Origin of the sequence: Flavobacterium sp., from assembly GCF_036782315.1 — a bacterium.
GTDB lineage: Bacteria > Bacteroidota > Bacteroidia > Flavobacteriales > Flavobacteriaceae > Flavobacterium.
In genome coordinates, this window is the sequence record NZ_DAIPZK010000008.1 from 1 (window position 1) to 24,261 (window position 24,261).

Below are 24,261 nucleotides of genomic sequence, written 5' to 3' on the forward strand. Positions count from 1 at the left end.
GGGATGGTACATACAACCAAGAACCACTACCTTCTACCGACTATTGGTTTACTGTAGATTATTTAGAAAATGGAGCTAAAAAGCAATTTAAAGCGCATTTCTCTTTAAAAAGATAGTTTAAAATTGAAGTAATTAAAAAGGCGAAACTTTATGTTTCGCCTTTTTTTATGATTAAGATTATAAAAAAGAGTTCAATATAAACTCCCTTTTATAAATATTTATAATTTATTATATTCTGCTAAAGCTTCTTTTAAAATTTGAACAGATTTTATTAAATCATCTTTCTTTAAAACATACGCGATTCGTACTTCATCTAAACCAACATTTAGTGTTGAGTAAAATCCAGCAGCAGGAGCAACCATTACAGTTTCGCCATTTAAGTCATAAGATTCTAGCAACCATTGCGCAAATTTATCAGCATTGTCAATCGGTAATTTAGCAATACAGTAGAACGCACCTTTAGGAGTAGCAACTGTAATACCTTCAATTTTATTTAATTCAGTAATTAAAGTGTCTCTACGATCTTTATATTCGGATATTACATCATCAAAATAACTTTGAGGGGTTTCTAAAGCAGCTTCACTTGCAATCTGAGCGTAAGTTGGTGGACTTAAACGTGCTTGGGCAAATTTCATTGCGGTTGCCATTACTTCTTTGTTTTTTGAAACAATACAACCAATACGAGCTCCACACATACTGTAACGTTTAGAAACCGAATCAATCATAACAGCATGTTCTTCTAATCCAGGAACATTCATAACTGAAAAATGTTTGTCTCCGTCATAAATAAACTCACGGTAAACTTCATCAGCAATTAAAAATAAATCGTATTTTTTTACAATTTCCGCTAATTTTAAAATTTCTTCTTGAGAATATAAATAACCTGTTGGGTTACCTGGATTGCAAATTAAAATTGCTTTAGTTTTTGGAGTAATTAATTTTTCAAAAGCTTCAATTGGAGGTAAAGCAAATCCAGTTTCAATTCCAGAAATAACAGGAACAACATGTACTCCTGAAGCAGTTGAAAATCCATTATAATTCGCATAAAAAGGTTCAGGAATAATAATTTCATCTCCAGCATCCATAGTGCTTCCCATAGCAAAAAGTAAGGCTTCAGAACCACCCGTTGTAATGATGATATCTTGCGTATCTATTGGTAAACCATGATTTTTGTAATATTGAGATAATTTGTTTCTGTAACTTTCAAAACCTGCAGAATGACTGTATTCCAATACACTAATGTCAGCGTTTTTAACTGCTTGTAAAGCAACTTCAGGTGTTTTGATATCTGGTTGTCCAATGTTTAAATGATAAACTTTATGACCTTTTTTCTTAGCAATTTCTGCATATGGAACCAATTTTCTAATTGGAGATTCTGGCATTTGTTGCCCTTTAATGGAAACTTTTGGCATGACATATTGTTTAAAGATGCGCAAAATTGCGATTTTTTTTTGTGATATCGATAATATCTGCCCTTAAAAAATGTTAAAAATGTAAATGTGATGTTATAATTTCTTACATTTAGGTAATTAAATTGTTTATGAGAAAAAAATCCCTAATATTATTTTTCATATTTATTATTGCTACTCTTCAGTCGCAGAATAATTTCATTTGGAACTCCAAAAAAGATAAAATTAAAATCCCTTTTGAATTAACGCACAATCTTATTATTGTTGATGTGAATTTTAATGGTATTCCTTTAAAAATGATCGCAGATACTGGAGCTGAGAATAGTATTTTGTTTAGTTTTCCAGAGAAAGATTCTTTGGTTTTGCATGAAGCTGATAAAATTAAAATTAAAGGTGTAGGAAGTGGAGAAATGATTGAAGCTTATTTATCTAAAATGAATAAGCTCATAATAAAAGAATATGAAGATGTAAATTTTGAAATATTACTTTTACCAAATCAAGACATAAGTATTGTTAATAAATTAGGTTTACCAATAAATGGAATTTTAGGCAGTAGTTTTTTTGAGTCTAGTCTTACAGAAATTGATTATAGGAACAAAAAAATAATTCTTCACAAAAAGAAAATTCAATTTAACGATTCCAGAATTAAAAGATATGAACCCATATTAATAGACTTTAATGAAAGAAAGCCATATGTCAAAATTCCTATAACAATTAATGAAGAAGAGAAACGATATAAGTTACTCTTTGATACTGGTTTAGGAGATGGATTGTGGCTTTTTGAAAATGATACCCTTAAATCAGATAAATATTTTTTTAATGATATTTTGGGTGTGGGACTATCAGGTGAAATAAATGGTAAAAGATCAAGAATTAAAAAAATTAATCTTCCTGGTCTATCTTTAAAAGAAGCGTTGGTTTCCTATCCTGATAATATTTCATTCAATCAAATTACAATACAAAAAGATCGCAATGGATCTTTAGGTGGAGATGTTTTAAAACGTTTCAATTGGTTTTTAGATTATGAAAATAAAGTGTTTTATTGTAAAAAAAATAATCTATCATCATTGCCTTTTGAATATAATATGTCTGGAATTGAAGTACAACATTCTGGTTCACAATTGATAAAAGAATCGGTAAGGATAGATTTAAAAAATAATCAAGTAAATTTGAATGAATTTGTATTTGATAATAACGATTTACGCTATGCTCAAAAGTATGAATTAAAGCCAGTATTCAGTATTTATGCAATTCGTAAAAATTCACCAGGAGACAAAGCAGGATTACAAATAGGAGATAAAATTATTAAAATAAATAACAAAATGGCTCATCAGCTGACCATTCAAAGTATTACCGATTTATTTCAATCTGAAGATGGGAAATGGATTACAATGACAATTGAACGAGGAGGAAAACAATTTACAGTAAAATTCCAACTCGAAAAAATCCTATAAAAAAGTCCCAACTCAGTTGGGACTTTCTATTTATGAATTTGGAAATGTTTTCTTTTTTACTAGCGGGCTAACTTCTTCTTTCACAATCACCGTTCCTTTAATTCGTAACGGAATCATACCATTTTCCTTATTAATTGCATTAGTCTCAATGGTAATTGTTTTGCTAATTGGACCCGGATTCATATTGTATTGCACTTTAATTTGGCTTTTCCCACCTGGTGGTATTGGTTCTTTAGGCCACTCTGGAACCGTACAACCACAACTCGATTTTGCGTTTTTGATAATCAAGGGCTGATCACCAGTATTCGTGAATTCAAAAACTCGAATTCCATCATCTTTTCCTTTTTCAACCTCACCATAGTTAATGGTTTCCTCTTTAAATTCAATCTTAGCACCCGATTGAGCAAAAGATGAAATTCCTATTAGTAGGGTTAAATAAACAAATAATTTTTTCATCATCTTATAAATTAATAGGTTGTTGTAAAATTAATTAAATATAAGCAACCAACAAACTACTCCTAACATTTTTTTTATTTTCGTTATATAGTTACTTTTGCAGTTAGTAATACAAAAAACATACCAAATTAAGTTTTGGAATGTTAAAACGAACAGTCAAGCCGTTCAACGATTCAACAATTAAACAAGAAAACAGTATAATGATTCCTGCACAATTCAACGCTAAAGAAGTAGAACAAAAGTGGTATGACTACTGGATGAAAAACGATTATTTTACATCCAAACCCGACCACAGAACGCCATACACCATTGTAATTCCGCCACCAAACGTAACGGGAGTCTTACACATGGGACACATGTTGAATAACACTATTCAAGATGTATTAATTCGTCGTGCGCGTTTAAAAGGGTTCAACGCTTGTTGGGTGCCGGGTACCGACCATGCTTCTATCGCAACCGAAGCGAAAGTAGTAGCCAAGTTAAAAGAAGAAGGTATCAATAAAAACGATTTAACTCGTGAAGAATTCCTTAAACACGCTTGGGATTGGACCGAAAAATACGGTGGAACCATTTTAGAGCAATTAAAACAATTGGGTTGTTCTTGCGATTGGAGTCGTACGAAGTTTACGATGGATGACGATATGTCAGCATCGGTAATTCATTCATTTGTAGATTTATACAACAAAGGTTTGATTTATCGCGGTTACCGAATGGTAAACTGGGATCCAGAAGCAAAAACGACTTTATCTGACGAAGAAGTAATCTTTGAAGAACGACAAGGAAAATTATACTTCATCAAATATAAAATCGAAGGTTCAGAAGATTTCTTAACTGTTGCTACAACGCGTCCTGAAACTATTTTTGGTGATACTGCTATTTGTATCAATCCAAATGATGAGCGTTTTTCGCATTTAAAAGGCAAAAAGGCTATTATTCCAATTTGTGGTAGAGTTATTCCTATCATCGAAGACGAATATGTAGATGTAGAATTCGGTACAGGATGTTTAAAAGTTACACCTGCTCATGATACCAACGATAAAGTTTTAGGTGATAAACACAATCTAGAAATTATCGATATTTTCAACGAAGATGCGTCTTTGAATTCATATGGATTGCATTACCAAGGAAAAGATAGATTTGTAGTTCGTGAAGAAATTGCTAAAGAATTAGAATCGATTGGAGCCTTAGCTAAAACCGAAACGCATTTGAATAAAGTAGGAACTTCTGAAAGAACGAAAGCGGTAATCGAACCAAGATTATCTGACCAATGGTTCTTAAAAATGGAAGATTTAGTAAAACCGGCAATCAAAGCCGTTTTAGAATCAGACGAAATCAAATTATATCCAAGTCGTTTTAACAATACCTACGCGCATTGGTTAAACAACATTCGCGATTGGAATATTTCACGTCAATTGTGGTGGGGACAGCAAATTCCGGCGTACTATTTTGGTGACGGAAAAGAAGATTTCGTAGTAGCAGAAAACATCGAAAAAGCGCTTGAGCTTGCAAAAGAAAAAACTGCTAACTCAACACTGACAACTGCTGACTTACGTCAGGATGCTGACGCACTTGACACTTGGTTCTCTTCATGGTTATGGCCAATGGCGGTTTTCGGTGGTGTTTTAAATCCAGAAAGTGAAGATTTTAAATATTATTATCCTACCAATGATTTAGTTACGGGACCCGATATTTTATTTTTCTGGGTAGCGCGTATGATTATTGCTGGTTACGAATATGCAGGCGAAAAACCATTTTCAAACGTATATTTGACCGGATTAGTTCGTGATAAACAAGGTCGTAAAATGTCGAAATCTTTAGGGAATTCGCCGGAACCACTTGGACTGATTGAAAAGTTTGGTGCTGATGGCGTTCGTGTGGGATTGTTATTGAGCGCTTCGGCAGGAAATGACATTTTATTCGACGAAGAATTATGCAACCAAGGTAAAGGTTTCTCTAATAAAATTTGGAATGCTTTCAAACTAATCAAAGGTTGGGAAGTAGCGGATATTGCACAACCAGAAGCTTCAAAAGTTGCGATTGAATGGTACGAAGCGAAGTTGCAACAAACCTTAGCCGAAATCGAAGATAATTTTGATAAATACCGTTTATCAGACGCTTTAATGGCGATTTACAAATTGGTTTGGGACGATTTTTGTTCATGGTTCTTAGAAATGATCAAACCAGGTTACCAACAACCCATCGACCGCAAAACGTTTGAAAAAGCAATTGAAATGTTAGAAGCGAACTTGAAATTGTTACATCCGTTCATGCCGTTTTTAACAGAGGAAATTTGGCAACACATTACCGAAAGAACGCCAGAGCAAGCGTTAATCGTTTCAGAATGGCCAAAAGCGAAAGCGTTTGATGCAAAATTAATTGCTGATTTTGATTTCGCTACAGAAGTTATTTCTGGAATTAGAACGATTCGTAAAGACAAAAACATTCCGTTTAAAGATGCGATGGAATTAAAAGTGGTGAACAACGAAAAAGCGTCAACATATTTTGATTCAGTGATTCAAAAGTTAGGAAATGTTACTACTTTGGAATATGTTTCAGATAAAGTAGATGGTGCGTTATCGTACCGTGTGAAATCGAATGAATATTTTATTCCAATTACAGGAAACATCGATGTAGAAGCAGAAATTGCAAAATTAACCGAAGAGTTAAACTACATCAAAGGGTTCTTACGCTCAGTTCAAGGGAAATTGTCTAACGAAAAATTCGTAGCCGGAGCACCCGAACAAGTAATTGCCAACGAACGCAAAAAAGAAGCCGACGCTTTAGCAAAAATTGCGACTTTAGAACAAAGTTTAGCGAGTTTGAAATAAATTTTATCCAAACCGGACAGGTTTTAAAATAATGAATCCCGAGTTTGAGCTCGGGATTTTTTTGTTTTTTGTGTTCACGAGCGTGACCCTCGCGCTAGCGGGGGGAAATAGTTTGATATCCTAAACCATCGTTGAAATCTATGGCTAAACTTTGCAAACTACTACTTTGATTAGTGTACCATAATGAATTTGGTAACTGTACTTGCATAGTTAAGCTATTGTATTTAACAATTGGAGCAGAGACAGCAAAAACTTGCTTTTCGTTATATGGATTTTGCCAAACGCCATTTACATATTTGTCGTAAAGTTTACCATTTGTTATGGTAATTGTGTTGTTAGGAGCATCGGGTTTAAATTCGTTGTATTTGTAGTACAAACCGCTTAGTACAATTTTATTGGCTTGACGTAGATTGTTCCAATTGGTTTTAAATGTAGTTGGATTAACTAACCCTGCAACATTTGATTGTACTCTTGACATAAGTAAGGTGTTGTAAATGCCTTTATAATTTCCAGCATTTACTATATTCCCGTTTGTTAATGTGCCGTTGTAAGCAGATAATTCTTCAAATTCCATGGCATAATCCACCAAAAGTTTGTGTGGAATTTTGGTTTTGTCAAGGTTTGCAAACGTACTGTTGATTTGTGTGGCATAAGAAGTGTTCACTGTTTGTGCCTGAAAAAAATGGGTTGAAAATAGACAAAGAAATAGCAACCCTTTGCCGAGAAAGAGTAATTTGTTCATAATATATAGTTGTGTTAAAAGTTATTAATTTGTGTATTGCATATCGAAACGACCTTCTCTAATTTGATGAACCACTCCAAAAGTATCTAAAACATCAAACCAAAATGTCCCGGAAACTATGTGATTTACTTCATCTAATTTTGTTATTGTAAATTCACCTGTATAGGTTTGCGTTGTGTAAGAATTTAATGTTCCAAAAACAAATCCTCCATATGCATTATTGTCAGAAAGCTCAAATAAATTATAAATACTACCTTGTTGTATTTGTAATTTTTGAGTACCTATACCTAATCCAATCAAATTATTATTAGCATCTCTATTGTCAAAAGCCATCACAAAATAATATTCGCCATCAACCAATTGATAAAAGCAATTAGTAGAATTTGGTTGATTTCCTGGCAGGAAAGCTTTTCCATTCAATAAACAACCTACTGTATTAGCTCCAGTTTGAGTAGCTTGTGGTAGCTTGTCTATTTCTGCAACAGGTTTGTCGTCGTCGTTGCAACAACTTAAAAAGAAAGTGGTGATAAAAAGTAAAATCAAATTTCTCATTGTTGTATTGTTTTTTTCAAAGATAAACATTTTATATTAATGTAGTATTATTTTTACGTTTCGTTTATCTAAGGTTTCATACAACTTATATATATGCGAAACTATCAGACTAGTATCTTGCCATCTTTACAAGATAGGCGAAAGTTTCATATATTTTATTCCTCAAAAATAATAAAAAATTCTTACAAATCATAAAACGTCTAAAGACATCAATCACCATTTCATAAACAAAAAAAATCCCGAGTCTAAACTCGGGATTCCTTATTTTTAATGTTCTTTAATTTTATCTAAAGTCGTATCTAAAACACGTTGCATTTTTTCTAAAGCTTCATAAAAGGCTTTTTCTGGGCTATCGGCTGTTGCGGTAACAGCTATGGGTTGTTTTTTTTCTACTCGGGCTTCAATAACACATTTTTTGTCGTTTGGAGTGGATTTATTTCCATTTTCGTCAGAGACGTGTACTTCAATTCGGGTTACGATTTCGTCAAATCTTGCTAATTCATTTTTAATTTCGTTACTAAAGAATTCTGAAAAACGGCTTCCGCCTTCAATGTTTTTGTCGGTGTGAATTTGAACTAACATAGTTATAAGGATTATAATTAATAATATTCTAAAGTTACGAATATTCGCTCCATTTTCCAACTTCCTAAAAGTTAAAAAAGCTATAAATTAATCTTGCGTATATTCTAAAATATCGCCCGGCTGACAATCCAACACTTTGCAAATGGCTTCCAGCGTACTGAAACGTATGGCTTTTGCCTTTCCGGTTTTTAAAATAGATAAATTAGCCAACGTAATATCCACCTTTTCCGAAAGTTCGTTGAGCGACATTTTGCGTTTCGCCATCATCACATCTAAGTTTACTACTATTGCCATAATTTACACTGTTAATTCGTTTTCTTCCTGAAGTTCGATACCGCGTTTGAAAATTTGAGCAATCACCAAAAGCGTAATTCCCATAAACAACCAAACATCACCACCCGCAATTTTTAAATGCTGAATCGACGGAATAGAAACGCCTTGTTGCACCATTTTCTCAGAAAAATTAGTTCCCCAAATAGCAAAAAACGCAATTCCTAACGTTAAATACGCCACGCTAAAAATAAAACGATTGACATCTTTATTAAAAGGTTGGGCCAAATTAAGTTTTTTATCGTGAATGATTTTGATAATCAAATAAAACAGTATGGCTTTTAAAACCGCTACGATACTCATTAACGAAGTTAACGTCACAAAATGACTTTGGTTAAATTGATATAACGAAGATAAATCGATATGGTTCCAAAAATACGATGAACCTATCGGATTAATGAACAAGGTAAAAAAGGTGTTTACAAGAAATCCACCGGCATCAATACCAAGTCCAATAAAGATAATCCAAGCCAATACATACAATACATTTAGCATCTGTTGTGCACTAATTTTAATTTCCATAAGAGTAAATATTAAAAGTTAACGATGCAAATGTCAATAAAAATTTATTGAAAAACAATAAATATTTAATTTTTTTTGATAAATTTTATTTTAATGTCAGTATTTGTTAGGTATTACAATAAAAAAATCCCGAGCGTTAACTCGGGATTCATAGTATTAATTTTTAAAATTAAAGTATGCTGATTTTAATTTTCTAATTTACTTAAATCTTCATTTGTAAATACTCTAAAAGCAAATTTGTAACCTTCATATCCAGCAATTCCGTAGAATAAAATATCCATAACACTAAAAGATTCTTGCATAGCTGTTGGAATCAATGAATAATCAATAGCCACTAAAGTTTCGATATAACCTAAGCCTTCTGCATTGGCAACAAAACCAACTAAAGAAAGGAAGTTTCCGATAAAACAACTTAAAACAGCTATTATAGCTCCAGAAATACCGAAGATTTGATCTATACCTTTTCCAAAATAGCGCATTGTATAACCAACACCGGCTCCAATAGCCAAAGCCATGTAGCCTATTTGGTATTCAGTAGCAACAGTAACTACAGCCCAAAGTGCAGCTCCTAAAAGTCCAACAAGAAAACTAGTTCCAATTCCAAGACCTAAATTTTGTTCTGTTCTTAAGATTTCTAGTGCTTTATCGCTCAATTGGATGTTTTGTGCTGTAACGGGTTCAGCAGTTTCAATAATTTGGTTAACCTGAACGGATTCGTCTTTTGTAAAGTCTTTACATTCTCCAATAAAATTAGCTTTTTCATCTGTAATCTTACAAAGAATGCCTTGCTCAATGTCCATTTTACGATTGGTGCAAAGTTTACAAACAGCTATGTGTTCTTCTCTTGTCATAAAGTTAGTTTTAGTTATCTACCAAATATAATATTTTTTGTAGTCATTTTATTATCAAATCATATTTTTTTAATAGGCCAGCTACATTTTCAGTCGAAAAAATGGCGCGTTTTAATTTGTTTTTCTCAGGGTCGATGATGAAATCATAACTGGTGGAAAAATCGGTTTTGTTGGCGGTGGTTCCAATGAAAACAGCATGACGTAAATTGCAGTTGTCGAATAGCGCTTCGGATAAGTCACTTTCCATAAAATCAACGGCAATCATACTACAATTGATAAATTGCATTTTCTTGAGTTTTAAACTGTAGAATTGTGCGTAATCCAGCAAACTGTCTTTGAAGTGAAATTCATATAAAATTTGGTCGGTCATGGCAAAGTTCACCGAAGTAAAATCACATTTCGTAAACCAAACATCACGTAACGAAACATGATTGATTTTGGTGCCTTTAAAATTGCAATCGAAGAAATTACAATCGATAAAAGCAACAGCAACAAAGAAGCACGAAGTGAAATCGCAATTCGTAAACGTACAATTTTCGTATTCTTTGTATTTTATATCGTTTTCTGAAAAGGTGATGTCAGAAAAATTTTGGTCAACAATGTAATCTGCGTGCATGTTTTTATTTTAGAAATGTAAAACTACTTTAATTTCTTTTGATTCAAAAAAGAAATTGAAATATAAAAACACTATATTCGTGAAATAAAATGGGGGATTAGCTCATTTGGCTAGAGCGCTACGCTGGCAGCGTAGAGGCGACCGGTTCGAATCCGGTATTCTCCACAAGAATCCTGTTTCAGCAGGATTTTTTGTTTTAAAATCCTTCAAAAACGCCCAATCCAAATAAGGCAAAATCGTATTTTACAGGATCGTTTGGGTCGAGTTTTCTTAGATTTTCGTCCAGTTCCGCTAAAGCTTTAGCATCGTTTTGTTTGCGTGTTAGCAATTCTAATTTTCGAGCCACATTTCCTGAATGTACATCCAATGGACAAGAAAGTAGAGCAGGAGCGATGCTGTTCCAAATCCCTAAATCGACTCCTTTATTGTCTTTTCGAACCATCCAACGCAAATACATATTAATACGTTTCGCAGCGGAACCATTCAACGGGTCTGAAATGTGTTTTTCGGTACGAGTTAAATGCGGAATCCCAAAAAACAATTGCTTGAATTCGGAAATTGTATGTTGCATCGTTGGATTTTGTTTGGAAAAAACCGCTTCAAATCCGTTATGATTTTGATAAATGTGTTGCAAACCTTTTATAAATCCCACAAAATCTTGTCCGTTGAAAGTACGATGAACGAAGTTTTCTAACGCTTCCAATTGTGATTCCGAATGATTCATGACAAAATCGTATGGCGAATTTCCCATGAGATCCATCATTTTCTTGGCGTTGTTGATAATCATTTTGCGATTTCCCCAAGCGATAGTAGCGGCTAAAAATCCCGCAATTTCAATATCTTCTTTTAATGAATACAAATGCGGAATTTGAATTGGATCGCTTTCAATGAAATTAGGATTGTTGTACAACTCGACTTTTTTGTCTAGAAATTCTTTTAACTCGGATTGTGTCATTTTATGAGCTTACTATATTCCCATCTACCATCGTTAATTTTCTATCTGCCATGTTGGCTAATTCTTCGTTATGAGTAACAATTACGAACGTTTGCCCAAATTCATCACGTAATTTGAAGAACAATTCGTGTAAGTTTTCTGCGGTATGCGTATCTAAATTCCCGGATGGTTCATCGGCAAAAATAACAGCAGGTTTGTTGATTAAAGCTCTAGCAACAGCAACACGTTGTTGCTCTCCACCTGAAAGTTCGCTGGGTTTGTGATGTATTCTTTCGGCCAAACCTAAATAGGAAAGTAGTTTTTTAGCTTCGATTTCTACTTCTTTTTTATCGCGATTAGCAATAAATCCAGGAATACAAACGTTTTCTAATGCAGTGAATTCTGGTAATAATTGGTGAAATTGAAAAATAAATCCCAAATGTCGGTTTCGAAATTTAGAAAGTTCTTTGTCTTTTAGATTTAAAACAGAAGAGCCATTGATTTCTAAAATGGTATCGTTTTGTTTTGCCGGTAAATCTAATGTTCCTAAAATTTGAAGTAAAGTCGTTTTTCCTGCGCCCGAAGCACCCACAATAGAAACGATTTCTCCTTTTTTGATGTGCAAATCCACTCCTTTTAAAACATGAAGCGAATCATAATATTTATGTAGATTTTTAGCTGTAATCATAAACGAACATTTCTACAAAGAAACAAAGATTTTTGACTAATAAAAAAACTATTACACATCTATTCACGTATCTCAAATAATAAAGTTTAGTTAAAATACTATTTATGTTTAATTTTTACGTAAATTTGTTAAACAAAATAACCAAATAAAATAGATGAAAAATAGTTTAAAAGGGTTGATATTGTTTTTGGGTTTAGTTTTTAGTTCGTGTACAGCTAAAGAAAAACCCATCGTTAAAGAAGAATTTAAAGAACCTGTTAAAGTAAAAGTAGAAAAAGGTATGGAAATTGCAACATTTGCAGGAGGCTGTTTTTGGTGTACAGAAGCGGTTTTCCTTGAGATAAAAGGAGTAGAGAAAGTAGTTTCGGGATATATTGGTGGCAAGACTAAAAACCCAACATATAAAGATATTTGTACTGGCGAAACAGGTCATGCTGAAGCTATTCAGATAACATTTAATCCTAATGAAGTCGCATATGAAGATTTATTAGAAGTTTTCTTTGGTACTCACGATCCTACTACATTAAATCGTCAAGGTGCTGATGTCGGAACACAATACAGAAGCGAGATTTTCTATCATACAGATGCTCAAAAAACAAAAGCGGAAAATTATATTCAATTCTTAGAAAAAGAAAAGCTGTACGATAAAAAAATTGTTACTAAAGTTTCTTCGGCTACCGAATTTTATCCTGCAGAAGAATATCATCAAAATTACTATAATCAAAATTCAAGTCAAGGCTACTGTCAAATGGTGATTGCACCGAAATTAGAAAAATTGCGCAAATATTATAAATCGAAATTAAAATAGAAGGGAAAAATTGCTATGAACACTACTATTGAAAAAGAAATATTCGACATTATCGGTGATAATCACCAAATGACATCTGTTGAAACGCCGTTACGACCTGATGCTTTTTATAAATCAGATGCTGAAAAAATGGAAGTTATTGAGCACCATTTTGAAATTATCATGAAAGAATTAGGTTTGGATTTAACTGATGATAGTTTGCAAGGAACCCCGCATCGTGTGGCCAAAATGTTTGTGCAAGAGATTTTTTCGGGATTAAATCCAGCGAATAAACCAAAGATTTCGGTTTTTGATAATTCATATCAGTATGATAAAATGTTGGTAGAGGCGAACATCAGTTTCAATTCTACTTGCGAGCATCACTTTTTACCGATAGTTGGGAAAGCGCACATTGGTTACGTTTCTTCAGGGAAAGTAATTGGTTTATCAAAACTTAATCGTATTGTTGATTATTACGCAAAACGCCCACAAGTGCAAGAACGAATGATTATGCAAATTTTCAACGAATTAAAATCGGTGTTAGAAACAGATAACGTAATCGTGGTGATGGAAGCAACACATTTATGCGTATCAAGTCGTGGTATTAAAGATGAAAGCAGTTATACTTCAACTTTACAATATGGAGGTGTTTTTAATCAGAAAGAATATCGTGACGATTTTTACAAAATGATTCATAAAGAATAGGTTTCAAAAGTGGCATTAGTTTTGTATATTCGTTAGGAAATTTACAACATTAAAATGACACAAGCACCTATTATAAAAACACCTGTCCCAGCAAAAAATAACAAAGGAACGATGTTAGTTCTAAGTTTACTTTTTGATTCTATAGGGATGGTATCTTATTTTGTTCCTGTTTTTGCTGAGGTAACCGATTTGTTTTGGGCACCCATTTCAGGGATTTTATTAGTGGTAATGTTCAAAGGAACTGCAGGAAAGTTAGCTGGAGTTTTTGGTTTTATTGAAGAATTACTCCCGTTTGTAGATGTGATTCCGACTTTTACAATTACTTGGTTTTACACCTATGTAATCAAAGGCGGAAAAGGACAAGAATAAAAAAAAGAAGCTTATGGCTTCTTTTTTATTTTTGAATCGACATATTTTCCAATGAAACCTAATTTCATTCTGTTGAGCATTTTCTTTTCAAATTCCCAAAAGAAATTAAACTGTCCAAATACAAAACCAATAAAAACCAATAATACTTGATAAATAGGGAAAATAAGCACTAATCTTAAAATCCTATAAAGCCAGTGCGGTTGAAATGTTTCGGGGATACCAATTAAAGATAAAAAAGGTTTTGCTAATTGAAGAGAACTAAATCCGGTAATGGCAAATACGATAAAAATGATGGTCAATTGCCAGTTTGAAGTTACATTCCAGCGTTCTTTGAGTTTTTTCATAATTTATATTCTAGGGACAAAACCTCCTAATTTTTGTTTGTGTGTTAGTTGAAAATAAACTAAATAATTATAAAGCATATAATTTACTTCATAACCATAGTCGATATTAGTTTGATAATTAATTGTCATTTCATATAAGTTTGGATTGTATTGTGAAGGCAACAAGGCTCTTCGATTCCACTCTAAAACCCAAACTCTATTTCTTGCTTCTAAATAAGATTGCGAATAATAATTCCTTGGTTTTGCATAACTATTAAACCAAGAAGTAAATCCACCATCAATAATAATGACTTCATATTCAATAGCATCGTTTGATATACGAATGGTATCACTTTCTAGTTTTGGTTTTTCATCAAAGCTTTTCTTTTCTTGAGAAACGTTACAAGCTATAAGTATTGAAAATACCAAAAATAAAAGTAAAATAATACGTTTCATAGCTATTGAATTTTGTGAGCATAAAGATAAAAAAAAGCACCGACTTAGCCGATGCTTTTAACTTTTTATAATGAACAAATTCGATTAATTGTTTTTTAATAAACTAATAATTTGCTCTGCTAGTTCGGTTCCAATTCTATCTTGGGCTTCCAAAGTTGCAGCTCCAATATGTGGTGTTAAGGAGATTTTAGGGTGCATTAAAATTTTAATTTCAGGATTTGGTTCATTTTCAAAAACATCTAAACCTGCAAATAGCACTTTATCCTCGTCTAAAGCTTCAACTAATGCTACTTCGTCAATTACTCCACCACGAGCACAGTTAATAATGCCCACATTTTCTTTCATCATTTGTAATTCTTCTCTTCCAATTACGTAGCCATCTTGCGCAGGAACATGCAAAGTAATAAAATCTGAATGTTTGATAACATCTTCTAAAGATTCGGTAACAATTTCAACATTGATAAATTGTCCGTTATAGAAATCAACACGAATTACCGCTTCGTTCACATATTTATCAGCAGCAATTACTCTCATTCCTAATCCTAACGCCATTTTCGCTACAGCTTGACCAATGCGTCCAAAACCAATAATTCCTAGAGTTTTTCCGCGAAGTTCAATTCCGTTAGCGTAAGCTTTTTTCAAACCTTCGAAGCGCGTGTCACCTTCAAGAGGCATATTTCTATTGGAATCATGTAAAAAACGAACACCTGTGAATAAATGAGCAAAAACCAATTCGGCAACACTTTCAGAAGATGAAGCCGGAGTGTTGATTACATGCAATCCTTTTTCACGAGCATAAGCAACATCAATATTGTCCATTCCAACACCACCACGACCAATGATTTTTAATCCTGGACAAGCATCAATAATATCTTTTCTAACTTTAGTTGCACTACGAACTAATAATACTTTTATATCGTTGGTATTAATAAAATTAGCCACTTGCTCCTGTGCTACTTTAGTAGTAATTACTTCAAAACCTCCTTTTTCTAAAGCTTTGATACCACTTTTTGAAATTCCGTCGTTTGCTAAAACTTTCATTTATGAGTTTATTGTTTATAGTTTGTTGTTAGATTTTTTTCTCTAATTCTTGCATTACATTTACTAAAACTTGTACGCTTTCAATTGGTAACGCATTGTACATAGAAGCACGATAACCACCTACTGATCGATGTCCGGCTAATCCAGAAATTCCCGCTGCTTTCCACATGGTATCAAATTTTTCTTGGTGCGTTTCGTCTTCTAACAAGAAAGTTACATTCATGTTACTTCTATCTTCTTTAACTGCTGTACCTCTGAATAAAGGATTGCGGTCGATTTCGTTGTAAAGTAAAGTTGCTTTAGCGTCATTGATTTTTTCAATACCAGCAATTCCGCCTATTTTTTTTAACCATTGTAACGTTAAAAGTGACGCGTATACTGGAAATACTGGAGGTGTATTGTACATACTTTCTTTAGAAACATGTTGTTGATAATCTAACATGCTTGGAATTGTTCTTCCAGTTTTACCTAAGATTTCCGTTTTAACCACTACTAATGTAGCTCCTGCTGGCCCCATATTTTTTTGTGCTCCTGCATAGATTAAATCAAATTTTGAGAAATCTAAAACTCGGGAAAAAATATCTGAACTCATATCACAAACTAGAGGAACATTCACTTCTGGAAATGATTTCATTTGAGTTCCAAAAATCGTATTGTTACTAGTGCAGTGGAAATAATCGGCATCAGATGGAATAGTATAATCTTTTGGAATATAATTGTAATTCTCAGATTTTGATGAAGCTACCACCACTGTTTCTCCAAAAAGTTTTGCTTCTTTAATAGCGCCACTAGCCCATGTTCCAGTATCTAAATAGGCTGCTTTTCCATCAACTTTCATTAAGTTGTAAGGCACCATTAAAAATTGCATACTAGCGCCTCCGCCCAAAAATAATACTTCGTATCCTTTTCCTTCTAAGTTTAAAAGCTCTAAAACTAAAGCTCTTGCTTCGTCCATAACGGCTACGAAATCTTTACTGCGGTGAGAAATTTCTAAAATAGATAATCCTGAGTTGTTGAAATCTAAGATAGCTTGTGCTGATTTTTCAAATACCTCTTGCGGAAGTATACATGGACCTGCACTGTAGTTGTGTTTTTTCATTGTGTTGTTGTAGTTATTTATTTGAAAGAGCAAATTTCGCAAATAACTATGAAAAAACAGGTTTTAATTTGATAATAATTTTAGGATATTATTAACGAAAACGATTTAGAAATCCGGAAAAATTATCAATTGTATAATTATATTTTTGATAAAAATGCTAAAGTATCTACATTGTCTGCGTAATCCCAAAGTTTTGGTAGTTGTGTTTGCCCAAAAGCTACTGAGTTTGAAATCAAATGATTAGAAGTAATACATTGAATTTGCTCAGCATCATTTTTTAATCGTTTTTTGACATCTTCTAAATTTTCGTAAAACTCATAAAATACTGAAGAAATAGGTGAGGAGTAACTCAAATCTTCTTTAATTGTCATGAATTCATTGTCTAAAATTTGGAAATTACTCATCAAGAAAACCGCTTTGTTGTAATCGTAATTATTAGCGTATTTTTCGTAATGAATTACATCGCGATATTCGTACATCGCTTTAAAGAAGTTTTCAAAATTATATCCTTTTGGAACAAATAGTTTAGAAACATTGCGACATCCTAAACCAAAATAACGGAAAATATCTTCACCTAAACTGACTAAATCTTCAAAAGTTTCAGTTCCATCTAAAACGGCAACCGAATTTCTGTTTTTACGAATGATACTTGGTTTATCTTTGAAATAATATTCAAAATAGCGCGCTGTATTGTTACTTCCAGTTGCTATTACGGCATCAAAACCTTCTAATTTCCCTTTAACAAACGTTATTTTTGAGTTAAGTTTTGGTTCAACTGAAATCAAGTATTTTGCTAAAAATTTTAGTAAATGTTGATCATTTGATGAGGTTTTTACCAATACATCATGACCTGAAATCAATACCGAAAGAAAATCATGAAAACCAACTAAAGGAATATTTCCTGCTAAAACCAATCCTACTTTCTTTGGTTCAGTTTTTGAAAAATCGTAGTTAGAAAGCCAATGATTTAAGTTGTCCTCCGTTAAAGCTTTCGCCCAAGCCTGAATACTAAAATAGACTTGTTCTGGAGTAAACCATCCATTGTGCGATTGCGAAAGTTCAATTAAATTAGCAAAGTTGTCAAAGTACAAATCGTTGTGTAAAACCGAATCCGATTTAACGTTTCCCTCTTCAGAAAATTGACGCAAGAAATTCCCTAATTCAACAAAACTCGATTTTATTTCACTTTGTAACATTTGTAACTTGTTTATATTTAGTAGACGTTGTATTTTTGCACAAAGATATGAAGTGAAAAGGCATTAGCCAAAAGTTTAAATTAATAAGAGTCTCAACTTTTAAACAATTAAACTTTTAAACAATTAAACTTAAAGAAATGGCAATTATAATAACAGACGAATGTATTAACTGCGGGGCTTGCGAGCCAGAATGTCCAAATACAGCAATTTATGAAGGTGCAGATGATTGGAGATGGAAAGATGGTACTAAGCTAAGTGGTAAAGTAATCTTACCGGATGGAACTGAAGTAGATGCTGAAGCAGCTCAAACCCCAATTTCTGATGATATTTATTACATTGTTCCAGGAAAATGTACAGAATGTAAAGGTTTCCACGAAGAGCCTCAGTGTGCTGCGGTTTGTCCAGTAGATTGTTGTGTGCCAGATGATAATCATGTGGAAAGCGAAGAGACATTGTTAAACAGACAATCGTTTTTACATAACGAATAATTGTTCAATCATAAAATAATAAAAAGAGAATCTTTAATTTAAAGGTTCTCTTTTTTGTTTATTTTAATTTTAAAAACTTATTTCAACAGAAGAATTTAATTTTTTTTCATTAAATTTGAATGATAATCAATAATTTATGATAAAAAAACTTACTTTTTTATTATTTTTATTTACTTCTCCACTCTTTTCGCAAAGCCTTGAATTCACGGTTATTGTAAAGGATTTTGATACCGATATGCCTATAGAAGAGGTTACAATTACAGCTCTTAGAACACGTCAAGGATTTTTAACTAATAAAGATGGTAAAGCAATTGTTAGTTTAACCAAAGTCTCTGATTTAGAGTTAAGACATTCTTCATATAAAACCATAATTTTAAAGATAACTACATTGAACAAAAATGAAAATGTGGTGTATATGGAGGCTAATACCCAACAATTAGAAGAATATATTATCACCAAAGACCATCCTCAGGAAATTTTGAAACGTTTGGTTGATAATTCTCGTAATAAAATGACAATTCCAGTTAATTTAAAAGTCTATTTGAGAGAGTTTTACAAAAGAGATAATCAAATTGTTTTTTTTAATGATGGTTTAATTAATTTTCAAATTTTAGGAAGTGTCAAAAGTATCAAAACAGATATTTTAGTGGAACAAAATAGAGCGGTTGGAGTTTTAGATGGCGATATTGATGCTAATATTTTAGGATATGATTTGAACAATATTATAGAAAATTATTATCAGTTTAAGTATTTAGAAGAAGTATTGGATTCAAGAGCCAAGAAAATGTATGATTTTTCAGTAAAAACATATCCTTCAAATGATGATTATTTAGTTATTAAAATTGTACCACTACCCGAATCAAAAGGTATACTTTCAGATTTTATAGTAGTTTATGATAGTAATAAAAAGTTAATCTTAGAGGTAAGTTCATATGTTACACCTGATAGACTTAAAACCTACAAAGAGAGCATGTTTGCCTCTCGTAAAGTCTATAAATTAGAATTTAAAAACACATTTAGACAAGAAGGAAGTTTTTATTATTTAGCCAATTCTAAAGAAGTTATTGGGTTTGAAAAACGATACAAAAATAAAGACCGCAGAATTGAAGTTAAAAATCATATGGTGATTACTGATTTTGATAAAAAAATCTTTGAATACAACGATAAAAATATATTTAAAGATAAATCGTTAATTAATAAAAAGACCTCTTTTTTTACTAATTATTGGGATGTAGAATCAGGTTTTATAGCTACAGCTGAAGAAAAAGCAATAATTGAAGCTTTGGCAAAAGGTGATGATTCAGAAAGAGAAGATGAATTGAAAGAAAAAAATGGAAAAGAATAAAAAAAGCCCTGAATTTCTCCAGGACTCTTTCAATTACAAAACCTTATTTGTTCAAATTATATTTTTCATAAGTTACAGAGTCTGTTTTAGGATCATAAGTTTCTAAAACTAAATTGCCTTCTAAATCAAAATAACCAATTGCAATTCTATCTTTGTTTCTGTAAATGAAGCTATTGGTAGTTGTTTTTCTTAAGAATGCTTCTTCTTTTAAATCTTCAGACAATATTCGGTAACCATTACTGTCTAACAATAAATTATATTTTTTACCATTGAGTAAATAATAAGCAGATCGGTCAATATCCACTGTTCTTGTAGTTCCGTCAGGGTTAGTTATTGTCGTTGTTTTTTCAACTAACACAGGAGTTTCCTTTACATCCATATTGATGTTTTTAGGATTTTGATCTTTCAATTCAATATTTTGAACCTCACGTGTGTTTTCCTTTTTTACATACGTTTTTTTACCTTTTGAGTCCTTAACAGTAGTGGTTGTAGTTTTTGTTTCATCTTTTACGTTTTTATTCTGACTTAAAACAACCGGACTTAAGAAGAAAAGCAATGTTCCAATGATAAATGATTTCATAATGTATTGTTTTGAAAATTAATTAGTTGTAAAGTTAGTTTGCTTTTATTTATTTGCATTATATCCTTTTGAATGAGTTTTACATAATTCACATGTTCATTATTGAAATGTTTTGCAACTTTCAACTAAATTTTGCATGATTCGTACTTTTGTCGCTTTCCAACTTTTAAACTATATTTGCACACTTTTAAAAATACATTCAGAATGAAACGCTTTGCGTTACATATCACTTAATAAAAAATATCAAATAGATATGAAAGCAGGAATTGTAGGATTACCAAATGTTGGAAAATCAACTTTATTTAATTGTTTGTCAAACGCAAAAGCGCAAAGTGCCAACTTTCCGTTCTGTACTATAGAACCTAATATTGGTGTAGTAAACGTTCCAGATCCGCGTATTGCTCGTTTAGAGGAATTGGTAAAACCAGAGCGTGTTGTTATGGCAACCGTTGATATTGTTGATATTGCTGGTTTGGTAAAAGGAGCAAGTAAAGGAGAAGGTTTAGGAAATCAATTCTTAGGAAACATTAGAGAATGTAATGCAATCATTCACGTTTTACGTTGTTTTGATAACGATAATATTGTGCATGTTGATGGAAATGTAAATCCAATTCGCGATAAAGAAACGATTGATATCGAATTGCAATTAAAAGACTTAGAAACGGTTGAAAAACGTTTGGAAAAAACCAATCGTGCAGCTAAAACAGGTAACAAAGAAGCTCAAGCTGAAAAAGCCTTGTTAGATAGAATTCGCGAAACTTTATTAGCTGGAAAATCGGCTCGTACGGTAATTCCTCAAAATCAAGATGAGGAAGAAATGTTAGAAAGTTTCCAATTAATCACTACAAAACCAGTTTTATATGTTTGTAATGTGGACGAAGCTTCCGCAGTAAACGGAAACAAATATGTAGACCAAGTTCGTGAATTAGTTAAAGATGAAAACGCAGAAGTTATCGTACTTTCAGTAGGAGCAGAAGCGGATATTACTGAATTAGAAAGCTACGAAGAGCGTCAAATGTTCTTACAAGATATGGGATTAACAGAGCCAGGTTCGGCAGTGTTAATTCGTGCCGCTTACAAATTATTAAAATTACAAACGTATTTCACAGCTGGAGTAAAAGAAGTTCGTGCTTGGACTATCAACATCGGAGATACAGCACCAAAAGCAGCTGGAGTAATTCACACCGATTTTGAAAAAGGATTCATTCGTGCTGAGGTTATCGCATTCGAAGATTTCTCTAACTACGGTTCAGAAGCAAAAGTAAAAGAAGCTGGGAAATTAAGAGTAGAAGGAAAAGAATACATTGTAAAAGATGGCGATGTGATGCATTTCCGTTTTAATGTATAATTTCTGAGAATATAGAAAACAGAACATAGAATATAGATCAACCGTTGAAGCAATTCAGCGGTTTTTGTTTGTAAATATGTCAATAAGTTATAATCCTTTTGTTTTCAAAATTGGGCTAAATCATTTATATTGCACAAAATCCAAAATCTGTCTATGTTAGAGCAAAATCAATATACCGAAGACAACATACGTTCGCTCGATTGGAAAGAGCACATTCGTATGCGTCCAGGTATGTATATCGGAAAATTAGGTGACGGTTCATCGCCTGATGATGGTATTTACATTCTGTTAAAGGAAGTAATGGACAACTGTATCGACGAATTCGTTATGGGTGCCGGAAAAACCATTGAAGTTACTATCAAAGATAAATTGGTAACCGTTCGCGATTATGGTCGAGGCATTCCGTTAGGAAAAGTCGTTGATGTTGTTTCCAAAATGAACACGGGAGGAAAATACGATTCTAAAGCCTTTAAAAAATCCGTAGGTTTAAATGGTGTCGGTACGAAAGCGGTTAATGCACTTTCGAATTACTTCCGAGTAGAATCGGTTCGTGATAACCAACAAAAAGCAGCGGAATTCTCAGCCGGAAATTTGACTTTGGAAGAAGATATTCAAGAAACTACAAAACGTAAAGGAACCAAAGTTTCTTTCGTGGCTGATGATACGATTTTCAAAAATTACAAATACCGAAACGAGTACATCATCAAAATGCTCAAGAACTATTGTTATTTAAATCGTGGTTTAACGATTTATTACAATGGTGAAAAATACGTTTCGGACTATGGATTGAAAGATTTATTAGAAGAAAATATTTCAGCTGAAGATATGGTGTATCCAATCATTCACTTGGAAGGAGACGATATTGAAGTTGCAATCACGCACAGTAAATCACAATATTCAGAAGAATACCATTCGTTTGTAAACGGACAAAATACCACACAAGGAGGAACGCATTTAGGAGCTTTCCGTGAGGCGATTGTAAAAACCATCAAAGAGTTTTATAACAAACCTTTCGAAGCTTCTGATATTCGTAAATCGATTGTTTCTGCGGTTTCTGTAAAGGTGGAAGAACCCGTTTTTGAATCACAAACCAAAACCAAATTAGGTTCGACTGATATTGGTCCGAATGGTCCAACGGTTCGTACGTTTGTCAATGATTTTATCAAAACGAATTTAGATAACTTCTTACATAAAAATCCAGAAGTGGCCGATGCGTTACTTCGTAAGATTTTACAAGCCGAGCGCGAACGTAAAGAACTTTCAGGAATTCGAAAATTAGCCAAAGAACGTGCTAAAAAAGCAAGTTTACACAATAAAAAATTACGTGATTGTCGTGTCCATTTAACCGATGCTAAAAATCCAAGAAGTTTAGAAAGTACGCTTTTCATTACTGAGGGAGATTCGGCTTCGGGTTCGATTACGAAGAGTCGCGATGTAAATACACAAGCGGTTTTCAGTTTACGTGGAAAGCCTTTGAATTCGTATGGAATGACGAAAAAAATCGTGTACGAAAACGAAGAATTCAACTTATTGCAAGCCGCTTTGGACATTGAAGAATCGATGGAAGATTTGCGCTATAACAATATCGTAATTGCAACCGATGCCGACGTGGATGGTATGCACATTCGTTTGTTGTTGATTACGTTTTTCTTGCAGTTTTTCCCTGAGTTAATCAAAGACGGACATTTGTATATTTTACAAACGCCATTATTCCGTGTACGAAACAAAAAAGAAACGATTTATTGTTATAGCGAAGAGGAACGAGTAGCTGCCATCGAAAAGCTAAAACCAAAACCAGAAATCACCCGATTCAAAGGATTAGGGGAGATTTCACCTGATGAGTTTAAACATTTCATTGGAGAAGATATTCGTTTAGATCCAGTCATGTTAGATAAAGCCACAACGATTGAAACCTTGTTAGAGTTTTACATGGGTAAAAACACCCCAGACCGACAAGATTTTATCATCAACAATTTGAAAGTGGAGTTGGATGTAGTGGAGAAGTAATGGAGCACAAAGTTTCACAATGTATAACACAATGTCACACAAAGGAATTTTAAGCATTGTGAAACTTAGTGAAAAACTTTGAGTAACATTGTGTAACAAAAAAATAAATATGACAGAAGAAAACGAAATAAGCCGAATCATTTTAGATTGTGCCTATAAAGTTCATACGAAATTAGGTTCAGGATTGTTGGAAAAAGTGTACAGAGAATGTTTGGCTTATGAATTAACTAAATGCGGATTAGAAGTTAAACAAGAATGTCCATTTCCAGTTATTTATGAAGATATAAAAATGGATTGTGGTTACCGAGTGGATATTCTAGTAAATAATAAAGTTATAGTAGAATTGAAAGTAGTTGAAGATTTTACTATTGAACATACTGCTCAATGTTTAACTTACATGAAACTATCGGAATGCAGATTAGGATTACTTTTAAATTTTTATAAGAAATCATTAAAAGACGGTATAAAAAGATTAATATTATAACATTGTGAAACTTAGTGCAAAAATTTGATTAACATAGTTTTACAATTAAAAAAATATTTAAGACAAAGT

At 32.8% G+C, this 24,261-nt stretch carries 28 protein-coding genes and 1 tRNA gene; 12 read left to right on the forward strand and 17 right to left on the reverse strand.

Features of this window, described 5'->3' with window-relative positions; genetic code table 11:
- Positions 1 to 116, forward strand: a 116-nt coding sequence (locus V7P59_RS08010; RefSeq protein ID WP_333809765.1) for a T9SS type B sorting domain-containing protein, incomplete at its 5' end; no start/stop codon positions are given.
- A gap of 102 nt (positions 117 to 218) precedes the next feature.
- On the opposite strand, the gene V7P59_RS08015 is transcribed toward V7P59_RS08010, so the two are convergent.
- Positions 219 to 1,412 (reverse strand): pyridoxal phosphate-dependent aminotransferase, encoded by a 1,194-nt coding sequence (locus tag V7P59_RS08015; RefSeq protein WP_333809645.1) that lies wholly within the window; start codon positions 1,410 to 1,412, stop codon positions 219 to 221.
- A gap of 128 nt (positions 1,413 to 1,540) precedes the next feature.
- On the opposite strand from V7P59_RS08015, the gene V7P59_RS08020 reads away from it, so the two are divergent.
- Positions 1,541 to 2,863, forward strand: a complete 1,323-nt coding sequence (locus tag V7P59_RS08020) for a PDZ domain-containing protein (RefSeq protein ID WP_333809646.1) — start codon at positions 1,541 to 1,543, stop codon at positions 2,861 to 2,863.
- Between the two features lie 30 nt (positions 2,864 to 2,893).
- On the opposite strand, the gene V7P59_RS08025 is transcribed toward V7P59_RS08020, so the two are convergent.
- A complete protein-coding gene (locus tag V7P59_RS08025; protein ID WP_442902416.1) occupies positions 2,894 to 3,319 on the reverse strand; it encodes a DUF1573 domain-containing protein in 426 nt (141 codons plus the stop codon).
- Between the two features lie 197 nt (positions 3,320 to 3,516).
- Between V7P59_RS08025 and V7P59_RS08030 the strand changes: the two genes are divergently transcribed.
- A complete protein-coding gene (locus tag V7P59_RS08030) occupies positions 3,517 to 6,147 on the forward strand; it encodes a valine--tRNA ligase (protein ID WP_333809766.1) in 2,631 nt (876 codons plus the stop codon).
- A gap of 94 nt (positions 6,148 to 6,241) precedes the next feature.
- On the opposite strand, the gene V7P59_RS08035 is transcribed toward V7P59_RS08030, so the two are convergent.
- The 7 genes from V7P59_RS08035 to V7P59_RS08065 all read right to left on the reverse strand — a co-directional run bounded on the left by V7P59_RS08035 (position 6,242) and on the right by V7P59_RS08065 (position 10,342).
- Positions 6,242 to 6,811 carry a hypothetical protein gene (locus V7P59_RS08035; protein WP_333809648.1) on the reverse strand — a complete coding sequence of 190 codons (570 nt, stop codon included), beginning with the start codon at positions 6,809 to 6,811 and terminating at the stop codon, positions 6,242 to 6,244.
- Positions 6,812 to 6,913: 102 nt separating this feature from the next.
- Positions 6,914 to 7,441: a hypothetical protein gene (locus V7P59_RS08040; RefSeq protein WP_333809649.1), complete on the reverse strand. Its 528-nt coding sequence runs from the start codon at positions 7,439 to 7,441 to the stop codon at positions 6,914 to 6,916.
- Between the two features lie 267 nt (positions 7,442 to 7,708).
- Positions 7,709 to 8,023, reverse strand: coding sequence for an HPF/RaiA family ribosome-associated protein (locus tag V7P59_RS08045; protein WP_194096025.1), 315 nt, complete (start codon positions 8,021 to 8,023; stop codon positions 7,709 to 7,711).
- A gap of 87 nt (positions 8,024 to 8,110) precedes the next feature.
- A complete protein-coding gene (locus tag V7P59_RS08050) occupies positions 8,111 to 8,317 on the reverse strand; it encodes a helix-turn-helix domain-containing protein (RefSeq protein ID WP_111565455.1) in 207 nt (68 codons plus the stop codon).
- 3 nt (positions 8,318 to 8,320) lie between these two features.
- A complete protein-coding gene (locus V7P59_RS08055; RefSeq protein WP_111565456.1) occupies positions 8,321 to 8,875 on the reverse strand; it encodes a DUF2975 domain-containing protein in 555 nt (184 codons plus the stop codon).
- Between the two features lie 185 nt (positions 8,876 to 9,060).
- Complete coding sequence (locus V7P59_RS08060; RefSeq protein WP_333809650.1) at positions 9,061 to 9,726, reverse strand: hypothetical protein; 666 nt, start codon at positions 9,724 to 9,726, stop codon at positions 9,061 to 9,063.
- A gap of 43 nt (positions 9,727 to 9,769) precedes the next feature.
- Positions 9,770 to 10,342, reverse strand: coding sequence for a pentapeptide repeat-containing protein (locus tag V7P59_RS08065; protein WP_333809651.1), 573 nt, complete (start codon positions 10,340 to 10,342; stop codon positions 9,770 to 9,772).
- Between the two features lie 91 nt (positions 10,343 to 10,433).
- Here V7P59_RS08065 and V7P59_RS08070 point away from each other — a divergent pair.
- Positions 10,434 to 10,507 (forward strand) — tRNA-Ala (locus V7P59_RS08070).
- Positions 10,508 to 10,538: 31 nt separating this feature from the next.
- Here V7P59_RS08070 and V7P59_RS08075 read toward each other — a convergent pair.
- Both V7P59_RS08075 and V7P59_RS08080 read right to left on the reverse strand, forming a co-directional pair.
- Complete coding sequence (locus tag V7P59_RS08075) at positions 10,539 to 11,297, reverse strand: TIGR02757 family protein (RefSeq protein ID WP_333809652.1); 759 nt, start codon at positions 11,295 to 11,297, stop codon at positions 10,539 to 10,541.
- Position 11,298: 1 nt separating this feature from the next.
- A complete protein-coding gene (locus V7P59_RS08080; RefSeq protein ID WP_333809653.1) occupies positions 11,299 to 11,964 on the reverse strand; it encodes an ABC transporter ATP-binding protein in 666 nt (221 codons plus the stop codon).
- Between the two features lie 280 nt (positions 11,965 to 12,244).
- Here V7P59_RS08080 and msrA point away from each other — a divergent pair, with 280 nt between their 5' ends.
- The 3 genes from msrA to V7P59_RS08095 are packed head-to-tail and all read left to right on the forward strand — an operon-like array spanning position 12,245 to position 13,825.
- The gene (msrA, locus tag V7P59_RS08085; protein ID WP_333809767.1) at positions 12,245 to 12,772 is read left to right on the forward strand and encodes a peptide-methionine (S)-S-oxide reductase MsrA; all 528 of its coding nucleotides are present in this window, start codon (positions 12,245 to 12,247) and stop codon (positions 12,770 to 12,772) included.
- A gap of 15 nt (positions 12,773 to 12,787) precedes the next feature.
- Positions 12,788 to 13,456, forward strand: coding sequence for a GTP cyclohydrolase I FolE (folE, locus tag V7P59_RS08090; protein WP_333809654.1), 669 nt, complete (start codon positions 12,788 to 12,790; stop codon positions 13,454 to 13,456).
- A 54-nt stretch (positions 13,457 to 13,510) separates the two neighbouring features.
- Positions 13,511 to 13,825, forward strand: a complete 315-nt coding sequence (locus V7P59_RS08095) for a hypothetical protein (RefSeq protein ID WP_333809655.1) — start codon at positions 13,511 to 13,513, stop codon at positions 13,823 to 13,825.
- 11 nt (positions 13,826 to 13,836) lie between these two features.
- Here V7P59_RS08095 and V7P59_RS08100 read toward each other — a convergent pair whose 3' ends face one another.
- The 5 genes from V7P59_RS08100 to V7P59_RS08120 form a co-directional block, all read right to left on the reverse strand.
- Positions 13,837 to 14,169, reverse strand: a complete 333-nt coding sequence (locus tag V7P59_RS08100; protein WP_333809656.1) for a DUF6787 family protein — start codon at positions 14,167 to 14,169, stop codon at positions 13,837 to 13,839.
- 3 nt (positions 14,170 to 14,172) lie between these two features.
- The gene (locus V7P59_RS08105) at positions 14,173 to 14,604 is read right to left on the reverse strand and encodes a DUF6146 family protein (protein WP_333809657.1); all 432 of its coding nucleotides are present in this window, start codon (positions 14,602 to 14,604) and stop codon (positions 14,173 to 14,175) included.
- A gap of 84 nt (positions 14,605 to 14,688) precedes the next feature.
- A complete protein-coding gene (locus tag V7P59_RS08110; RefSeq protein WP_333809658.1) occupies positions 14,689 to 15,645 on the reverse strand; it encodes a D-2-hydroxyacid dehydrogenase in 957 nt (318 codons plus the stop codon).
- A 28-nt stretch (positions 15,646 to 15,673) separates the two neighbouring features.
- The gene (serC, locus tag V7P59_RS08115; RefSeq protein ID WP_333809659.1) at positions 15,674 to 16,744 is read right to left on the reverse strand and encodes a 3-phosphoserine/phosphohydroxythreonine transaminase; all 1,071 of its coding nucleotides are present in this window, start codon (positions 16,742 to 16,744) and stop codon (positions 15,674 to 15,676) included.
- A gap of 137 nt (positions 16,745 to 16,881) precedes the next feature.
- Positions 16,882 to 17,940 (reverse strand): acyl-CoA reductase, encoded by a 1,059-nt coding sequence (locus tag V7P59_RS08120; RefSeq protein ID WP_333809660.1) that lies wholly within the window; start codon positions 17,938 to 17,940, stop codon positions 16,882 to 16,884.
- A gap of 137 nt (positions 17,941 to 18,077) precedes the next feature.
- Between V7P59_RS08120 and V7P59_RS08125 the strand changes: the two genes are divergently transcribed.
- On the forward strand, positions 18,078 to 18,428 hold the full coding sequence (locus tag V7P59_RS08125; protein ID WP_231841955.1) for a 4Fe-4S dicluster domain-containing protein: 351 nt from the start codon (positions 18,078 to 18,080) through the stop codon (positions 18,426 to 18,428).
- Positions 18,429 to 18,564: 136 nt separating this feature from the next.
- The gene (locus V7P59_RS08130) at positions 18,565 to 19,773 is read left to right on the forward strand and encodes a hypothetical protein (RefSeq protein ID WP_333809661.1); all 1,209 of its coding nucleotides are present in this window, start codon (positions 18,565 to 18,567) and stop codon (positions 19,771 to 19,773) included.
- Positions 19,774 to 19,816: 43 nt separating this feature from the next.
- Here the strand turns inward: V7P59_RS08130 and V7P59_RS08135 are convergent, their stop codons facing one another.
- Positions 19,817 to 20,353, reverse strand: coding sequence for a hypothetical protein (locus V7P59_RS08135; protein ID WP_333809662.1), 537 nt, complete (start codon positions 20,351 to 20,353; stop codon positions 19,817 to 19,819).
- Positions 20,354 to 20,606: 253 nt separating this feature from the next.
- On the opposite strand from V7P59_RS08135, the gene ychF reads away from it, so the two are divergent.
- From ychF to V7P59_RS08150, 3 genes are all read left to right on the forward strand, one after another.
- Complete coding sequence (gene ychF, locus V7P59_RS08140; protein ID WP_333809663.1) at positions 20,607 to 21,701, forward strand: redox-regulated ATPase YchF; 1,095 nt, start codon at positions 20,607 to 20,609, stop codon at positions 21,699 to 21,701.
- 153 nt (positions 21,702 to 21,854) lie between these two features.
- Positions 21,855 to 23,708 (forward strand): DNA topoisomerase IV subunit B, encoded by a 1,854-nt coding sequence (locus tag V7P59_RS08145; protein WP_333809664.1) that lies wholly within the window; start codon positions 21,855 to 21,857, stop codon positions 23,706 to 23,708.
- A gap of 109 nt (positions 23,709 to 23,817) precedes the next feature.
- Positions 23,818 to 24,192, forward strand: a complete 375-nt coding sequence (locus tag V7P59_RS08150) for a GxxExxY protein (protein ID WP_073583718.1) — start codon at positions 23,818 to 23,820, stop codon at positions 24,190 to 24,192.
- Positions 24,193 to 24,261: the final 69 nt, after the last annotated feature.

What these genes read in the sequence shown, in the direction of transcription:
- V7P59_RS08015 (WP_333809645.1), bottom strand. Translation starts at nt 1,412, where the DNA reads ATGCCAAAAGTTTCCATTAAAGGGCAACAAATGCCAGAATCTCCAATT.
- V7P59_RS08020 (WP_333809646.1), top strand. Translation starts at nt 1,541, where the DNA reads ATGAGAAAAAAATCCCTAATATTATTTTTCATATTTATTATTGCTACT.
- V7P59_RS08025 (WP_442902416.1), bottom strand. Translation starts at nt 3,319, where the DNA reads ATGAAAAAATTATTTGTTTATTTAACCCTACTAATAGGAATTTCATCT.
- V7P59_RS08040 (WP_333809649.1), bottom strand. Translation starts at nt 7,441, where the DNA reads ATGAGAAATTTGATTTTACTTTTTATCACCACTTTCTTTTTAAGTTGT.
- V7P59_RS08045 (WP_194096025.1), bottom strand. Translation starts at nt 8,023, where the DNA reads ATGTTAGTTCAAATTCACACCGACAAAAACATTGAAGGCGGAAGCCGT.
- V7P59_RS08050 (WP_111565455.1), bottom strand. Translation starts at nt 8,317, where the DNA reads ATGGCAATAGTAGTAAACTTAGATGTGATGATGGCGAAACGCAAAATG.
- V7P59_RS08055 (WP_111565456.1), bottom strand. Translation starts at nt 8,875, where the DNA reads ATGGAAATTAAAATTAGTGCACAACAGATGCTAAATGTATTGTATGTA.
- V7P59_RS08060 (WP_333809650.1), bottom strand. Translation starts at nt 9,726, where the DNA reads ATGACAAGAGAAGAACACATAGCTGTTTGTAAACTTTGCACCAATCGT.
- V7P59_RS08065 (WP_333809651.1), bottom strand. Translation starts at nt 10,342, where the DNA reads ATGCACGCAGATTACATTGTTGACCAAAATTTTTCTGACATCACCTTT.
- V7P59_RS08075 (WP_333809652.1), bottom strand. Translation starts at nt 11,297, where the DNA reads ATGACACAATCCGAGTTAAAAGAATTTCTAGACAAAAAAGTCGAGTTG.
- V7P59_RS08080 (WP_333809653.1), bottom strand. Translation starts at nt 11,964, where the DNA reads ATGATTACAGCTAAAAATCTACATAAATATTATGATTCGCTTCATGTT.
- msrA (WP_333809767.1), top strand. Translation starts at nt 12,245, where the DNA reads ATGGAAATTGCAACATTTGCAGGAGGCTGTTTTTGGTGTACAGAAGCG.
- folE (WP_333809654.1), top strand. Translation starts at nt 12,788, where the DNA reads ATGAACACTACTATTGAAAAAGAAATATTCGACATTATCGGTGATAAT.
- V7P59_RS08095 (WP_333809655.1), top strand. Translation starts at nt 13,511, where the DNA reads ATGACACAAGCACCTATTATAAAAACACCTGTCCCAGCAAAAAATAAC.
- V7P59_RS08100 (WP_333809656.1), bottom strand. Translation starts at nt 14,169, where the DNA reads ATGAAAAAACTCAAAGAACGCTGGAATGTAACTTCAAACTGGCAATTG.
- V7P59_RS08105 (WP_333809657.1), bottom strand. Translation starts at nt 14,604, where the DNA reads ATGAAACGTATTATTTTACTTTTATTTTTGGTATTTTCAATACTTATA.
- V7P59_RS08110 (WP_333809658.1), bottom strand. Translation starts at nt 15,645, where the DNA reads ATGAAAGTTTTAGCAAACGACGGAATTTCAAAAAGTGGTATCAAAGCT.
- serC (WP_333809659.1), bottom strand. Translation starts at nt 16,744, where the DNA reads ATGAAAAAACACAACTACAGTGCAGGTCCATGTATACTTCCGCAAGAG.
- V7P59_RS08120 (WP_333809660.1), bottom strand. Translation starts at nt 17,940, where the DNA reads ATGTTACAAAGTGAAATAAAATCGAGTTTTGTTGAATTAGGGAATTTC.
- V7P59_RS08125 (WP_231841955.1), top strand. Translation starts at nt 18,078, where the DNA reads ATGGCAATTATAATAACAGACGAATGTATTAACTGCGGGGCTTGCGAG.
- V7P59_RS08130 (WP_333809661.1), top strand. Translation starts at nt 18,565, where the DNA reads ATGATAAAAAAACTTACTTTTTTATTATTTTTATTTACTTCTCCACTC.
- V7P59_RS08135 (WP_333809662.1), bottom strand. Translation starts at nt 20,353, where the DNA reads ATGAAATCATTTATCATTGGAACATTGCTTTTCTTCTTAAGTCCGGTT.
- ychF (WP_333809663.1), top strand. Translation starts at nt 20,607, where the DNA reads ATGAAAGCAGGAATTGTAGGATTACCAAATGTTGGAAAATCAACTTTA.
- V7P59_RS08145 (WP_333809664.1), top strand. Translation starts at nt 21,855, where the DNA reads ATGTTAGAGCAAAATCAATATACCGAAGACAACATACGTTCGCTCGAT.
- V7P59_RS08150 (WP_073583718.1), top strand. Translation starts at nt 23,818, where the DNA reads ATGACAGAAGAAAACGAAATAAGCCGAATCATTTTAGATTGTGCCTAT.